Here is a 14,983-nt window from a genome sequence, read left to right as displayed (position 1 = left end):
TCTCTTCTTACTGCTACCTCATCCGCCGGGTACCGGCCGTGCGCCGGCGGGCCCGGCCGGCGGCCGTGTCCGACGCACCTGCCCGGAGCCGTCCCTGCATGCCCTCTCGCAGGTGATCCGGGCTGCCCGCACACCCCCGGCCCCCCGCGCGACTCCAGCGACGACAGCTACGCACAGCAACGAGGAAGGAACAACGATCCCGTGGCTCCACAGGTGGGCACCGTCACCCACGCGGGGACCGCAGTCCCCGCCGCGGCCGACGCGGCCCTGCAGCCGTGGCTGCAGGCACTGCACGATCTGGTCCCGATGCCGGAGAAGTACCGCCGGTTCGAGGTGGACCGGGCCGGTGCCCTCGCGCTGCTCGGCTGCCGGGACCTCGTACTCGACGCTCTCGTGGCGGCGGGGATCCCGCACTCGGGCAGCGGCGGGGCGGTCAGGTTCGACTACAACGACCTCGCCAACGTCGCTCTCTACTCCGGCGCCGTCACCAGCGTCCCGTTCGCCGGGCAGCGCATGATGATCCGCTACGCCTCGGCCGCCCCCCACACGTGGACCGCGCCCCGCAGCTGGGACGTCGAGTGGAGGCTCAGCTGCCGGGACGAGGAGTGCCCCGGCGGCCAGTGGCGGATCGCCCTGCCGGCGCCGCAGGTGTTCGGCGGGCGGATCGACGAGCTGCACTGCGACCAGGAGTCGGTGACGGAAGGCGGCGTGCTGACCGTGACGGGCAGCCGGGCCGTGCGCCTGACCGGCCGGATCTCCACCGCCGGCCGGCACACCCCGCTCAGGTCCGCGGTGGCCCGCAGGCTCTTCGACGACACCCTGGCGGAACTGCTCGACGGGCGTTACCGGTTCCAGTGGATGCACCCGCTCCTGCGCCTGGACCGTGCCGCGGTCGAGGAGGCCAGGATCATGGACTGCACCGTGTGCTCGCTCCGGATGCGGCGGCAGGCCCTCGCCGAGGGGCTCACGGTCCGCACCCGGCGCGGGCGGTTCCTGGGCGTCCTGGACGCCGAGCACTCCTGGCTCGAGGTGCTGGACGAGGACGACGTCTGGAAGCCCGTCGACCCGGTCATCGCCCTGCTCTCCATCCGGCACGACCGCGCGCAGGAGGGCTTCGTCGACTTCTGCGCGGGCTCCGTACCCAGCCGGTTCCTGCCCTGGACGGTGGCCGCGGGCGAGCCGCTCGCCGAGCACCGCTGCCCGGTCGGGGACGGGGCCTGGGACAACACCTTCAGTGGCACAGCAGCGAAAGGCAACTCATGAGCACCGTACGGGAAATGCTCGTCGAACTGACCGGTATGTCGGAATTCGCGGAGAGCATCGGAGACGACGTCGACCTCAGCGCCAGCGGGATCGACTCCGGTGACCTGGTGCGCCTGGTGCTGCTCATCGAGCAGCGCACCGGCGTCGAGGTCACCGCCGAGGACATGGACGGCCTCTCCACGATCGCCGACTACGAGCGGTTCGTGGCCGAGCGCGGCAGCGCGGCGCAGGCGGGCGGCGTCTGATGTGGCTGTCCCAGCTGCTGGAGCGCAACCGGCAGTGCTTCCCTGACCGTACGGCGCTGATCGACGACCACCGCTCGGTCACCTGGGCCGAGCTGCACGACCGTACGGCCCGGCTCGCCCGGGGGCTGGCCGGGCTCGGCATCCGGTCCGGCGATCGCGTCGCGGTGCTCTCCCTCGACCGGATCGAGGTGCTGGAGAGCTACTTCGCCCTGGCCCGCATCGGCGCGGTGTTCGTGCCGGTCAACCACAGCCTGCTCGGCCCGGAGGTGACCGCTGTCGCGGAGCGCACCGGCGCGAGCGCGGTCATCGGTGAGGCCGCCCTCCTCGACCGGCACCCGGACCTCCCGGTCGGGCTGCGGATCGCTTTCGAGAGCGAGGAGTTCGCCCGGCTGGCCGCCACCCCGGACCCGGCGCCGCTGCCCGTGGTGCCCGACGACGCGGTGGCGGCGATCCTCCACACCTCCGCCACCACCGGCCAGGCCAAGGGCGTCACCGTCGACCATGCCTCGTTCCGGGCCATCGCGCTCGGCTGGCTCGCCTCGGCCGCGCCCGCCGACGACATGGTGATGGTCAACTGCTGCCCGCTGTACCACGGCAGCATGGTGGTCTCGCTGACGTACATGGCGGCCGGCGCCACCGTCGTGCTGATGCCGGGCTTCAAGCCGCAGAAGGCACTGACCGCGATCGAGGAGCACCGCGCCACCCACGTATGGCTCGTCCCGCAGATGCTCCGCTTCATGCTGCAGGCCAGGACACTGCGGAGCGCCGACCTGTCGAGTCTGCGGGAGGTGCTGTACGGCGCCGCGCCGATGCCCCCGGAGGTGTACGCGGAGGCGGCGGAGCGGCTCGGCTGCGGCTTCCGCCATGTGTACGGCATGACCGAGGTGGGCGGGCCCTTCGTCACCCTCGGCCCCGCCGAGCACCCGGCCCCGGGCGACGGGCTGCCCGAGGTGCTGCCCGCGGGACGGGTGATCCCCGGCATGTCCGTACGCATCCTGGACACCGACGACTCCGAGCTGGGGCCGGACGCCATCGGTGAGGTCGTCGTCCGGGGCCCGGGCATCATGCACGGCTACTGGAACGACGCCGCCGCCACGGCGGAGGTCACCGTCGACGGCTGGATCCGCACCGGCGACCTCGGCTTCGTCGACGGCGCCGGCCGCGTCCACCTGGTCGACCGGCGCAAGGACCTGATCATCCGCGCCGGACAGAACGTCTACCCGGCGGAGATCGAGCGGGCGCTGCGCGCCCATCCCGCGGTGCTCGACGCGGCGGTCGTCGGCATCCCGGACCCCGACTACGGCGAGGTCCCGCTCGCGTACGCCGTGGCCGCGCGGGGGACGCAGCCGGCCGAACTGATGAGCCACCTGGCCGGGCAGCTGGCCCCGTACAAGCGGCCGCGCCGCATCGAACTCATCGACGAGGTACCGCGCAACCCCGCCGGAAAGATCCTCAAGAAGCTCCTGCGGGCCTGACCGACGGCCGCCCGCGACATCCCGCCACCCGCCGCCCGCCACCCGGCGGCATCGTGCCCCACCGGAAGGAAACAGATGGACAGGCCACTCGGGGTCGACATCCGCTACACCTCGGAGCAGACCCTCAAGGTCTCCGACGACATCGAGCTGTACTACGAGCTGCAGGGCGACGAGGGACCGCACATCACGCTCGTCAACAACTTCTTCATCATCGCCCCGATCTGGCGCAACTACACCGCCCGACTGGCCACGCGCAACCGGGTCCTCACCTACGACCTGCGCAACCAGGGTGCCTCGTCGCTGAAGGCCGACCTCGACTGGGACGACCACGTCAGTGACCTGCTCGCGCTGCTGGACGGCCTCGGCGTCGAGAAGACGTACCTGGTCGGCACCTCCACCTCGGCGTTCATCTGCCGGGACTTCGCCGTCAGGTACCCCGAGCGGGTCTCCGGCCTGATCATGGTGGGCCCCTCGTGCACCCCGTCGGACGGCCTCAAGCGCCGCGCCACCGAGCGGGCCTGCATCAACTCCCTCGCCAACGGCGGCACCACGGCCCTGTGGGACCACCTGTACTCGGTCGTCTTCGCCGAGGACGCCATGCGCGAGATGGGCGCGGCCGGCTATCTCGGGCTGCGGGAGGCGTTCACCGCCGTCCACCCCGCGGAGCCGATGCTCGCCAACCTCAAGGCGGCCCTCCAGGCGGCCGACGGCCCCGAGCTGCTCTCCCGGATCAAGGTGCCCACACTGCTGCTCCTCGGCGACCAGGACCCCCTGTGGGAGGAGGACAACGCCGCGGAGGCCGGACGCCTCATCGAGGACTCCGCCACCGTCTGGCTGCGCGGCGTGGGGCACCTGCCGTACATGGAGGACGGCGACGGCTTCCAGGCCGCGATCCAGGACTTCCTCGACGGGCTCGCCCGGCGCGACGCCGAGGTCGCTCCCCAGTCCGGGGCGACGACGGCGTCCCGGGCCGGCGCCGAGGACGGTACGGACCCGGTGGTCGCGAAGCTCTGCGAGCTGCTGCGGGTCGTCGTCGCCGACCGCACCGACCTGCCCGGGAAGGGCCTGGCGGACACCCCGCTGTCCGCCATCGGCCTGGAGTCCTGGGCCTTCACCCAGCTCCTCGGACACATCGAGGAGACCTTCGGCATCGAGTGGGACATGGACGTGCCCACCGAGGTCTTCGACAGCCTCGCCACCATCGCCGACCACCTGCACAAGCACCACGACGCCGCCGTGACCGCGGCGGTCTCCAAGGGGGAGAACCAGTGACGGCCTCGACCACCACCCAGCACTTCGTCACCGGGGCCACCGGCTTCGTCGGCGGCGCCATCGCGCTGGAACTGCTCGCCCGCACCGATGTCGACGTCGTCTGCCTCGTCCGCGGCGAGGACGACCGGGCCGCGACCGAGCGCCTGCACGAGGCCCTGGTCCACGCCGCCGAGGTCTACGACATGGAGGACCTCGTGCCCTCCGTGCGCGAGCGCACCCGAGCGGTGGCCGGGGACATGACCGACGTCGACGTGGCCGCGACCGCCGAGCGGATCGGCACCGTCGAGGCGGTCTGGCACGTGGCCGCCTCGCTGAAGTACGAGGACCGGCACGCCGACGAGATCCAGCTGATGAACGTGACGGGCGTGCACAACGTCCTCGCCCTCGCGAAGGCCCTCGGCGAGCCGGTGTTCAACCAGGTGAGCACCGCCTACGTGGCGGGCAGGCGCACCGGCACGCAGACGGAGTCCTTCCCCGAGGACACCGCCTGGGCCAACAACGTCTACGAGGCGACCAAGACCGTCGGCGAGCAGGCCGTGCGGGACTCCGGACTGCCGTGGCGCATCCTGCGGCCCTCCATCGTGATCGGCCACAGCGTGACCCGGGCCGCCACCAGCTTCACCGGCATGTACGGGTTCGTGTCCTCCGTGCTGCGCTTCAAGCGCTCCGTGGAGGCCGAGCTGGGCAACCTGCTGAGCCACCGCCGCGTCCCGATCATCTCCGACCCGGGCATCGAGTGCGACCTCGTCCCGGTCGATTTCGTGGCCCGCAACGCGGTGCGGATCGGCATCTCCGGCGAGCTGGGCCGGATCTACCACCTGAACAACTCCGCCTCCCCCGAGGTCGGCCATGTGATCGAGGAGGTCTTCGACCTGGCGGGGCTGCGCCGGCCGCAGTTCGTGAACAGCCAGGGCATGCTGACGGCCGTCGACAAGAAGCTCGACGACGGCATCCAGTTCTACGCCTCGTACATGATCAACGGTAAGCACTTCGACCAGACGAACACCGCCGGTGTGTGCGGCGCCGGGGCGTCCGCGTTCCCCATGGAGCGCGACGTGATCCGCGACTTCGTCCAGTGGTACCTGGACCGCATCCGGCAGGACGGCCGGGGCTCCGCCCCCAAGCGCGCCGACTTCGCCTACAAGAAGGCCCGCACCCCGCAGCCCGTCGGCTGACGAGAGCCCGCGCAGCCGCCCGCACCCGCCGTACCAGACGTCCATGCCCTGAAAGGAGACCCAACGGTGCCGGTCCCCGCAGATCTGCCGAAACCCGGAAAGCTGTTCTCGCTGGGACTGATGACCCAGCAGGCGGCGCTCCGCCACCCCGACTCGCTGTTCTACCTGGACAAGCCGTTCGACCTGGCGCCGGAGCTGGGCATGCGGCCCACCTACGCGCAGGTCGCGGACCTCGTCGAGGACACCGCCGCACGGCTGTACGCCCTCGGGGTGCGCGCCGGTGACGTGGTGGGCGTCTACAAGACCCACAACGCCGATCTCCTCTTCCTCGCCTGCGCGCTGGCACGGATCGGCGCGGTGCCGGCCATGCTCGCCCCGTTCCTGGAGTGGGAGACCGTGACGATCATGATGGACCGGCTGCGGCCGGCCCACTTCGTCACCGATGCGGCCAAGATCGCCGTGTCCGGGGAGCACGGCGACCGCCTGCGCGTCATCGTGCCGTCCACGGTGCTGACGCACGGCCGGGCCGCCGGGCTGCCCTCGCTGGAGGACGCCCCGGCGGACCGGCGCCCCCCGTACCACGACCTCCCCGCCGACGACCCCGCGCTGATCACGCACACCTCCGGCACCACCGGCGTGCCGAAGATGGTCGCGGCGGCACGGCGCGGCACCCAGCTGCCCATCAACATGCAGGCGCGGCTCGCACGCTGGCTGCGCTACAGCGAGACGTACGCGATGTGCATCTCCTTCGTGCACTCGCGCACCTACGCGGCCCTGGCCACCGCCCTGGAACTGGGCATCAACATCGCCGCCCTCACGGACGCGGACGTGGACAACGTCCGCAAGATCTTCCTGGAGTGCAGGCCGGGCGGTGTCGAAGCGCACCCGAACATGTACACCCACTGGGAGGAGCTCGCGGACGACCCGGACGGCCCGCTGGAGAGCGTGCGCATCTTCATGAGCACGTTCGACGCCATCCACCCGCGCAGCATCCGCGTCATGCTGGGTGCCAGCAGGCGGCGCTGGCCGATCTTCCTGCAGTCCTACGGCCAGACGGAGACCGGCCCGGTCACCATGCGCCTGTACACGCGCCGCAACATCCGCCGCGCCGACGGCCGTTGTGTGGGCCATCCCTTCATCGGCATGACGAAGGCCCGCATCAGGCCCCGGCCGGGCGTCGACGACGGCACCCGGCACGGCTTCATCGAGGCCACCTCCACCGGCCTGGGCATCACCTACGTGGGCCAGCAGGAGCTGTACGACGAACGGCGCGACGGCGACTGGTGGAACCTCCAGGACATCGGCTACAAGTCGCGCTGGGGCTGCCTGCACCTGCTGGACCGCGAGTTCGACCAGACGCCCGAACTGGCCAGCATGCTGGCGGCCGAGGACACCATCCTCGACCAGCTCCCCACGCTCACCGAGGCGGTCTTCGTCAGCCTGCCCGGCGGCATCCAGCCGGTGGTCTGCACCCGCCGCGACAAGCCCCTCGACCGCACCGCCTGGGCGGCCGCGGTCGCCGGTCTGCCCCAGGTCGCGGACCCCGTGCACATCGCCTGGGACGAGATGCCGCACACGGCCACCTGGAAGGTGAAGCGCAACGTGCTCGCCGAACGCCTGGCGGACGGCACCATCCCGACTCTGGACGAGGTGAAGCCACTCATATGACCGGCAACGCAGCGGGTGACCGGCCCGACGAGTGGGTGACGGACGGAGGCATCCGCGTCGAGCGGCGCCGGACCGCGCTCGACGCGGAGACCGCCGCGCACCGGCTCGAGACCGCGCTCGACCAGCGCCGCGGAGCGCTGTTCACCTCGGACTACGAGTACCCGGGCCGCTACCGGCGGCACGGCGTCGGCTACACCGACCCGGCGGTCGAGATCGTGCTGCGCGGTCTCGGCCGTGTGGAGGTCCGCGCGCTGAACGCGCGCGGCGAGGTGCTGCTGCCCGTGCTGTGGCGCGCCGCGGAGAAGTCGCTGGACGGCGTGGTGCGCCTCGGCGACGGCACCGGTACGGGCTTCACGGGGACCATCGGCGACGCGCCGGGCCAGGAACTCCTCAGCGAGGAGGACCGGACCCGGCGCCGCAACGCCTTCGACTTCCTGCGCGCCGTGCAGGACCTGTTCGCCGGGCCCCCGGACCCCTGTCTCGGCCTGTACGGCGCCTTCGGCTACGACCTGGTGCTGGCCTTCGATCCGGTCCCGCTGCGGCAGCGGCGCGACGGGCACGACCGCGACATGGTCGTGCACATCCCGGACTCGGTGACCGTCCTCGACCACGCGGCCGGCACGGCCTTCCGCTACGACTACGAGTTCGAGGTCGAGGGCGCCCGCACGGCCGGTCTCGACCGGAGCACCCCGCCGGCCCCCTTCACCGGCCCCGCGCCGGGGCCCGCGGGCTCCGACCACGAGCCCGGGGAGTACGCCGAGCTGGTGCGCACCGCCCAGGAGCGGTTCCGGGTGGGCGACCTGTTCGAGGTGGTGCCCAGCCGTACCTTCCGGCGCCCCTGCCGCACCGCCCCGTCGGAGCTGTTCCGCACCCTGCGCGGGCGCAACCCCTCGCCGTACCAGATGCTGATGAACCTCGGTGAGGGGGAGTTCCTCGTGGGCACCTCGCCGGAGATGTTCGTCCGGGTGCACCCCCGGGAGGGCGCGGACGGCAGGCGCTGGCGCGTCGAGTCCTGCCCCATCAGCGGGACCGCGGCGCGCGGGCGGGACGCGCTCGAGGACGCGGAGCGGATCAGGGCTCTGCTCGGCTCGCAGAAGGAGGAGTCCGAGCTGACCATGTGCACCGACGTCGACCGCAACGACAAGGCCCGCGTCTGCGAGCCGGGCAGCGTGCGCATCGTCGGCCGCCGTCAGCTGGAGATGTACTCCACGCTGATCCACACCGTGGACCACGTCGAGGGAACCCTGCAGCCGGACCGGGACGCGCTGGACGCGTTCCTGACGCACATGTGGGCGGTCACCGTCACCGGCGCGCCCAAGCGGGCCGCGATCGCCTTCATCGAGGAGCACGAGCGCTCCCCGCGCCGCTGGTACGGCGGGGCGTTCGGCCGCATCGGCTTCGACGGCACGCTGGACACCGGGCTGACCATCCGGACCGTGCAGATCCGCGACGGGGAGGCGGTGGTGCGCACCGGAGCCACCCTTCTGCACGACTCGGAACCCGCGGCCGAGGAGAGCGAGACCGAGCTGAAGGCGCTCGCTCCGCTGGACGCGCTGGAACGGTCGGCCCCGAAGACCGGCCGGGCGGAAAGCCTTCGCCGTCCGACGGCCCCGCCCCCGCTCCCGGCGCCGGCGCCGGCGCGGGCGGACGTGCGCGTGCTGCTCGTCGACCACCAGGACTCCTTCGTCCACACGCTGGCGTCCTACTTCCGGCACGCCGGTGCCCAGGTCTCGACCTACCGCAGCGGCTTCGACGCGGACCTGGTGGACGCCCTCGACCCCGATCTGCTGGTCCTGTCCCCGGGGCCCGGCCGGCCCGCGGACTTCGGCACCGCGCGCACGCTGCGGCTGGCGGAGGAGCGGCACATCCCGGTGTTCGGCGTCTGCCTCGGACTGCAGGCCGTCGTCGAGTACCTGGGCGGGCGGCTGGACGTGCTGGACCGCCCGTTCCACGGCAAGCCGTCGACGGTGTCCGTGCTCGGCGACGGCGGCACCGTGCTGGCCGGACTGCCCGAGCGGATCACGGTCGGCCGCTACCACTCCCTGTACGCCGACCGGGCGTCGCTGCCGGCGGACCTGCGCGTCACGGCGGAGACCGCCGACGGCGTGGTGATGGCCGTCGAGCACCGCACCAGGCCGCTGGCGGCCGTGCAGTTCCACCCCGAGTCGCTGATGACCCAGTTCGACGACCACGGCCTCGCCGTGATCCGCAACGTGGTGGCCGGGCTCGCCCGGCGGCCCGGGCCCGACCGCGTGTGACCGGCCGACACGAGCCGAGGAAGAAGAGAGGCAACCCCACGATGGCGGCAACAGGTACCGACGTCCAGCGGCTCTGGACGGCGCCCGGCGAACTCGCCGACGACAACCGGCGCGAGTTCACGGCGATGCTCCGCTACTGCGTCACCGAGGCCAGCAGCCACCGGCTGCTGCTCGCGGACGTGCCCCGGGTCGAGTTCTCGGCCGCCGACCCCGAGCGGGCCGACCGGATCGAGCGGATGATCGGGGAGGCGTACCGGCGGTTCGGGGGCCCGGTCAAGCGCCGCAGCAGCAGCAAGCTGGACCAGTGGGACCTGCCCGCGACGCCGGCCGGCGGCACGGGGGAGGAGGAGGGCCGTATCGGACCGGGGCTGTACGTCGGTGGTCCGAAGACCGCCCGGCTGGTCCGGGCCCTGGACCGGCTCTTCGGCGAGCTGGCCGCCCGGCTGGGCGCCGACGAGTACACCGTGCCCGCGATGGTCCCGTGGTCCACCCTGGAGAAGGCCGACTACACCCACAACTTCCCGCAGCACGTGACCGCGACGTCGGTGGTGCGCCCGGACCTGGACGCCCTGGACCGGTTCTCCGCCGCCAAGGACCGGCAGGCGCGGGAGGCGGAACTGGAGATGTCCCCCGTCGTGCTCGCCCCGGCCGTGTGCGTGAGCCTGTTCGAGCGGTTCGGCGGCACCCGGCTGGCCGAGCCGCTCACGCTCACGGCGACGGGGCGGTGCAGCCGGTACGAGGGACAGACCGACACCTCGCCGACCCGCCTGTGGTCGTTCAGCATGCGCGAGATCGTCTTCCTCGGCGACCGGCCCTCCGCCCGCGCGTTCCGCGAGGCCGTGATCGAGGAGCTGATCCGGCTGGCCACCGAACTGGCGCTGCCCTGCCGGGTCGCGCCCGCCGGTGATCCGTTCTTCACCAAGGAGCGTCCGGAGCTGGCCAACTTCCAGGCGGCCATGGACGTCAAGTACGAACTGGTGGGGCGCATGGCGCACAGCGGCTCGGCCGTCGCGGTCGCCTCGCTCAACTACCACAACCAGCACTTCGGCAAGGGCTTCGAGATCGGTTTCGGTGACCAGCCGGCCTTCTCCGTCTGCCTGGGCTTCGGCCTGGAGCGCTGGGCCGAGTGGCTGTCGGGCTACCTGGACGACGACCCGGCCACCTGGCCCGCGCTGCTGCGCGACCGGTGCTGAACACCCTCGACGGGGCGTGGGTGGAACGGCTGGTGCTCGGCCTGCGCCCCGTCGTCGAGGAACACGGCCTCGCTCTCGGCGTGGCCAGGGCCGGCGATCCGGACGCCGTACCGGCCGGGCCCGGCGAGGAACGCCTCCTGCGGGACATGCTCCCCGTGCGGCGCCGGGAGTTCACCGCCGGACGGTGCGCGGCGCGCCGTGCGCTGGTCCGTGCGGATCTCCCGGCCGGAGAGATCCTGAGCGAGGGCCGGCGGCCGGGCATGCCGCCGGGCAGCGTCGGCTCGATCACCCACAGCGCGGACACGGCCGTCGCCGTCGTCGCCCCCCGGCGGCGGTACCGGGCCCTGGGCATCGACCTGGAGCTGCACCCCCTGCCCGGGGAGGCGGCCCGCCTGGTGCTGTCCGCGGACGAACGCGCCTGGCTGAACGACACCGCGGGAGACGCCGGCGAGGCCGAGTGGCGGCTGCTGACCGCCTTTTCGGCGAAGGAGGCCGCCTTCAAGGCGTTCTCCTCGCTGCTGGCGCCGACGCAGGCGCCCACGATGCTGCGGGGAGTCGCCCTCCGGCCCGTGCCGGACGGCTTCCGCGCCCGGCCGCGGCGCCTGCCCGGCCCCGTGCTCCACGTCACGGTCCGCCCGGTGGGCCCCGGCGTCCTCACCTGGACCGCCGCACCACATGTGCTCTGACACCGGCCTGCCCCGCCCGGGCGCACCCGACGGCGCCGGGGTACGGCCGGGTCCCGCGGGTCCTCCCGGGACCGTCGGCAGTCGCCTGCCCGCTCGGGCCCGGGAGGTCCCACGGGGCGGTGAACCGCCGACGGCGCGGGGCGCAGGCCGCAGGTGCCTGGGACCGGGCGGGCGCGGTTGGCACTTCGGCGGGCGCCGGGGTTACGCGGGCCGGTGCCGCGGTTCCTCCCCGGGGCCGTCGGCCCGCCCAGCCCCGCCTGCGCGGGTTCCGGCGGCCCGCGGGCCGGTTCGGGCCCGGGACGTCGCGCGGGGCGGTGGGCCGCCGTCGGCGCGGGACGCGCGGACGACGCGCCTCGCGGGGCTGCCGGTGGCGCGGGGCGCACCACCGACGCGCAGGTGCCCGGCGCCTCGGCGGGCGGGGTCGGCTTCGCCCGGGTGCCGGCCGGTGCCCTCGGCGTCCCCCGGGTCAGGCGGAACGCTGATGCCAGGCGTTCTGGAAGTTCCGCCGGGCCCTGAACAGCCGCGAGCGGACGGTGCCGACGGGCAGCTCCAGGATCGTGGCCATCTCCTGTTCGTCCATGCCGTAGTAGGCGCGCAGGGTGAGCACTTCCCGGTGGTAGTCGGGCAGCCGGCCCAGTACGTCGGAGACGTCGATGGAGACGAACGGGTCGGCGCCGTGGGGCGCCTCCGAGAGCTCGTCGGTCGTGCGCCGGCCGATCCGCTTGGCGGTGCGCACGGCCTCTCGTGTGGTGACCGCCCTGACCCAGCTGTAGAAGGCCGAGGGCTCCCGCAGACCGCGGATCCCCCGGTAGATCGCCAGGAGTGCCTCCTGGGCGGCGTCGGCGCTGTGCGCCTGGGCGAGAGGCAGACAGAGCCTCCTGACGAACGGGGTGATGTGGAGGAGCAGGTCCTCCATGGCCCGCTCGTCCCCGTTCTGCGCGCGCTTCAGCAGAATGGTGACATCGCTGACGACCTGATCGTTCTGGTGACTCACTTCGAGCATCCCCCTGGATTTCGGTGCGGCACTGCAGATTTCTGGCATGCGGACGGCAGCCGCCGGCGAGACACGGTTTTCAGCCGGAAAGCAGACACGGCTTGGTACCGGAAAGGGACGGGCATCCAAGTGCCCGACCAGGCATGACACGAAAGCACGCGAAATGCGGGGCATCTCGTGGCTGATTCGCGCAATGACTCACAGCGGGAGGGTCAACCGCCCGTGACGATCCCGAGAGCGGACGGCGACTTCACGCCCGCGGCCCGAGGCTCACTCGATGCAGCGACGATTCACGTTCTACCCCCGTAATACGCATCGTCAGATAGGGACCGCGGCGCCGAGGAGGCATGAAAAGGTCCTCGGCAAGATCCTTGGTCCTGACATCAGCCTAGGGAGCCGCACCCTTCGGCGTCGCCCTTTCGCTCTGCGAAAACAAGTCATGGCAGATCCACGCCAGCCGATCAATAGGCCCCGTTCGGTCCCTGTATATCCTGTTCGACCATGCGCCCCTCGGCCGGGCGCCTGTCCTGGATGGACCAACTCCCTTATGTCCGACAGTATTTGAGCGACCAGGCCGGCCCGGGGCCCTCTCCTCCGTGCGCACCGGACGCGGCGCGCTCACTCACCGTGACATGTATCTCACTTGCCGGTCACCGGCCGCCGGTGGTCGCACTGACTGCAAGGCTCATGTCAAATTAAGCACTTGAGCAGCCATCAACTCAGCTGTGACGCGTCTAGGGGGCAAGCGTGGCGAGGGGTGGGGATACCGCCGTCAGGAGCGGGATGTCAGAGGCCTCCAAGCTCATCGTCTATCTCGAGCTGCTCGCCCGGGGTGAGGTCGAATCGGCCGTCCTCGCCCGCGAGCTGGGGATATCCGAGCAGGAGGCCGAACACGCCTGGTCCGCTCTGGAGGAGCTCGGCCTGATCGGGCGGAACGAGCGGGAGAGTGACCAGATCGTCCCGGTCTCACCGGAGGCGGCCCTGCTGCGCGTACTGCGCCGGCAGCGAACCCTCGTCGAGAAGCGGGTCCAGGAGTTCCAGCGCCTGGAGGAGGCCGTCGCCTCCTTGGTCGACGTGTACATCCCCGCGGTCGCGGCGGAACGGTCGGAGGTCCAGGTCAACATCGTCTCGGGCCGCAACGAACTGCTCCAGGCCCTCAACGACCTCTCCGTCAGCGCCCAGGAGGTCGTGTCCTTCGTGTACTCCGGGCCGATGCCCCCGCTGCTCGAACTCCGCCGGACGCTCAGCCTCGACCGGCACCTCATCGAGCGCGGCATCACCGTCCGACGCCTCCACCTCCAGCGGCACTTCGCCGCACCGGACGCCGCCGCCTACTTCGAGACCCTCGCCGATATGGGTGTCGAACTGCGACTGGCCCCGCTGGTGCCCATGGACATGTTCATCGCGGACACCAGCCTGGCACTCCTCCCGCTGGACCCCGAGGACCCCGACGAGGGCATGACCGTGCTGCGCGGAGCCCGGCTGGTCCGCTCGTTCGCGGCCATGTTCGAGCACATCTGGCAGGGTGCGACGCCGTACGCCGCCGGCCGGCCGGACAAGGACGGCGTCCGGCTGACCGACGAACAGACCGCCATCGTCCGCATGCTGGCGGAAGGTGTGAAGGACGAGAAGATCGCCCGCAATCTCGGCGTCTCCCCGCGCACCATCAGCCGCTATATCGCGGAGTTCATGCAGCGCCTCGGAGTGACCAGCCGTTTCGCGGCAGGAGCCCGCGCCGCACAACTGGGCCTGCTCGACCCGGAGCCGCCGAGCGCCGAGCGGTACGGCGGCTACTGGACGGCGGAAACGCCTGAGGGAAACCGTGTGTGACCCACCCCACCCGTCACCCGGTCGCGCCATCCAGTAAGTTACCGCTCGGTAATTCCTGATAAAAGGATCGCAGAAAGGAGCAGGAGCCGATGCAGATCGCCGCGACAGTGGTCTCACTGGTTGTCAGCGTGGCCGGTGTCGCGCTGTTGACCCGCGCCGCGATGTATGTTTACCGGTTCGTCGCGCTGGGGCAGCCGGTGCCCGCCGGATCCCGCACGAACGACCCCGGCCGCCGATCGGCCACGCTGGTCAGGGAGTTTCTCGGGCACACCCGGATGACGCAGTGGCGCCTGATCGGTTTCGCCCACTGGTTCGTCGCGATCGGCTTCTACACCCTGCTGCTCAGCCTGGTGTCGGCGTACGGGGAACTGTTCGACGCGCACTTCACGCTGCCGATCGTCGGACACTGGGTGGTCTACGAGGTCTACACCGAGGTGCTGGGCCTGCTGCTGGTCCTGGGCTGCGGCACCCTGCTGGCGGTCCGGCTGCTGAGCCGGCCGACGAAGCCGGGCCGCAAGTCGCGGTTCGCGGGCTCCACCGCCTGGCAGGGCTACTACGTCTCGTGCACCATCGTCGGCATCGGCGTGTGCATCGTGATGCTGCGCGCCCTCGACGGTGCTCTCCACCCCTCCGGCTACGACGTCAACCACCTGGTCTCGCACCCGATCTCCCTGGCCCTGAAGGGGCTGGGCACGGGCACGCTGGAGAACCTGATCTACCTGTTCGCCGGCCTGAAGGTCACGGTCTCGCTGGCATGGGCGTGCGTCATCGGTCTCAACCCCAGCATGGGTGTGGCCTGGCACCGCTTCCTGGGTTTCCCGAACATCTGGTTCAAGCGCAACGCGGACGGCTCCACCGCACTCGGCCCGCTGCTGCCGATGACGTCGGGCGGGAAGCCGATCGATTTCACCGATCCGGGTGAGG

General features: G+C 71.7%; 11 protein-coding genes and 1 pseudogene. 11 read left to right on the top strand and 1 reads right to left on the bottom strand.

The window, feature by feature from the left end; translation table 11 throughout:
* Nucleotides 1-201 precede the first annotated feature (201 nt).
* The 9 genes from AB0B40_RS14905 (at nt 202) to AB0B40_RS14865 (ending at nt 11,235) form a co-directional block, all read left to right on the top strand.
* Nucleotides 202-1,263, top strand: coding sequence for a hypothetical protein (locus tag AB0B40_RS14905; RefSeq protein WP_345054526.1), 1,062 nt, complete (start codon nt 202-204; stop codon nt 1,261-1,263).
* A complete protein-coding gene (locus tag AB0B40_RS14900; RefSeq protein ID WP_345054528.1) occupies nt 1,260-1,508 on the top strand; it encodes an acyl carrier protein in 249 nt (82 codons plus the stop codon). Before AB0B40_RS14905 ends, AB0B40_RS14900 begins: the two co-directional genes overlap by 4 nt.
* Nucleotides 1,508-2,983, top strand: coding sequence for an AMP-binding protein (locus AB0B40_RS14895; protein ID WP_345054530.1), 1,476 nt, complete (start codon nt 1,508-1,510; stop codon nt 2,981-2,983). Before AB0B40_RS14900 ends, AB0B40_RS14895 begins: the two co-directional genes overlap by 1 nt.
* 75 nt (nt 2,984-3,058) lie before the next feature.
* Nucleotides 3,059-4,255, top strand: a complete 1,197-nt coding sequence (locus AB0B40_RS14890; RefSeq protein ID WP_345054533.1) for an alpha/beta fold hydrolase — start codon at nt 3,059-3,061, stop codon at nt 4,253-4,255.
* The gene (locus tag AB0B40_RS14885) at nt 4,252-5,430 is read left to right on the top strand and encodes an SDR family oxidoreductase (protein ID WP_345054536.1); all 1,179 of its coding nucleotides are present in this window, start codon (nt 4,252-4,254) and stop codon (nt 5,428-5,430) included. The genes AB0B40_RS14890 and AB0B40_RS14885 overlap by 4 nt, the downstream gene beginning before the upstream one ends.
* Nucleotides 5,431-5,496: 66 nt before the next feature.
* Complete coding sequence (locus tag AB0B40_RS14880; RefSeq protein ID WP_345054538.1) at nt 5,497-7,098, top strand: class I adenylate-forming enzyme family protein; 1,602 nt, start codon at nt 5,497-5,499, stop codon at nt 7,096-7,098.
* Nucleotides 7,095-9,356: an anthranilate synthase component I gene (locus AB0B40_RS14875; RefSeq protein WP_362264049.1), complete on the top strand. Its 2,262-nt coding sequence runs from the start codon at nt 7,095-7,097 to the stop codon at nt 9,354-9,356. Before AB0B40_RS14880 ends, AB0B40_RS14875 begins: the two co-directional genes overlap by 4 nt.
* 41 nt (nt 9,357-9,397) lie before the next feature.
* Nucleotides 9,398-10,549 carry a hypothetical protein gene (locus tag AB0B40_RS14870; RefSeq protein ID WP_345054543.1) on the top strand — a complete coding sequence of 384 codons (1,152 nt, stop codon included), beginning with the start codon at nt 9,398-9,400 and terminating at the stop codon, nt 10,547-10,549.
* Nucleotides 10,543-11,235, top strand: a complete 693-nt coding sequence (locus AB0B40_RS14865; RefSeq protein ID WP_345054546.1) for a 4'-phosphopantetheinyl transferase superfamily protein — start codon at nt 10,543-10,545, stop codon at nt 11,233-11,235. Before AB0B40_RS14870 ends, AB0B40_RS14865 begins: the two co-directional genes overlap by 7 nt.
* 466 nt (nt 11,236-11,701) lie before the next feature.
* On the opposite strand, the gene AB0B40_RS14860 is transcribed toward AB0B40_RS14865, so the two are convergent.
* Nucleotides 11,702-12,151, bottom strand: coding sequence for an RNA polymerase sigma factor (locus AB0B40_RS14860; RefSeq protein WP_345055137.1), 450 nt, complete (start codon nt 12,149-12,151; stop codon nt 11,702-11,704).
* An 861-nt stretch (nt 12,152-13,012) separates the two neighbouring features.
* Here AB0B40_RS14860 and AB0B40_RS14855 point away from each other — a divergent pair.
* Nucleotides 13,013-14,059, top strand: a complete 1,047-nt coding sequence (locus AB0B40_RS14855; RefSeq protein WP_362264048.1) for a LuxR C-terminal-related transcriptional regulator — start codon at nt 13,013-13,015, stop codon at nt 14,057-14,059.
* 89 nt (nt 14,060-14,148) lie between these two features.
* A pseudogene (locus AB0B40_RS14850) lies at nt 14,149-14,983 on the top strand (Fe-S oxidoreductase); the annotation flags it as partial.

It is taken from the genome of Streptomyces sp. NPDC042638, from assembly GCF_040647235.1.
Taxonomy (GTDB): Bacteria; Actinomycetota; Actinomycetes; order Streptomycetales; family Streptomycetaceae; genus Streptomyces; species Streptomyces rameus.
This window is presented reverse-complemented; position numbering and strand designations above follow the sequence as displayed.

Coding starts and splice junctions, on each gene's coding strand:
- AB0B40_RS14900 (WP_345054528.1), top strand. CDS start 1,260: ATGAGCACCGTACGGGAAATGCTCGTCGAACTGACCGGTATGTCGGAA.
- AB0B40_RS14895 (WP_345054530.1), top strand. CDS start 1,508: ATGTGGCTGTCCCAGCTGCTGGAGCGCAACCGGCAGTGCTTCCCTGAC.
- AB0B40_RS14890 (WP_345054533.1), top strand. CDS start 3,059: ATGGACAGGCCACTCGGGGTCGACATCCGCTACACCTCGGAGCAGACC.
- AB0B40_RS14875 (WP_362264049.1), top strand. CDS start 7,095: ATGACCGGCAACGCAGCGGGTGACCGGCCCGACGAGTGGGTGACGGAC.
- AB0B40_RS14870 (WP_345054543.1), top strand. CDS start 9,398: ATGGCGGCAACAGGTACCGACGTCCAGCGGCTCTGGACGGCGCCCGGC.
- AB0B40_RS14860 (WP_345055137.1), bottom strand. CDS start 12,151: ATGGAGGACCTGCTCCTCCACATCACCCCGTTCGTCAGGAGGCTCTGT.
- AB0B40_RS14855 (WP_362264048.1), top strand. CDS start 13,013: ATGTCAGAGGCCTCCAAGCTCATCGTCTATCTCGAGCTGCTCGCCCGG.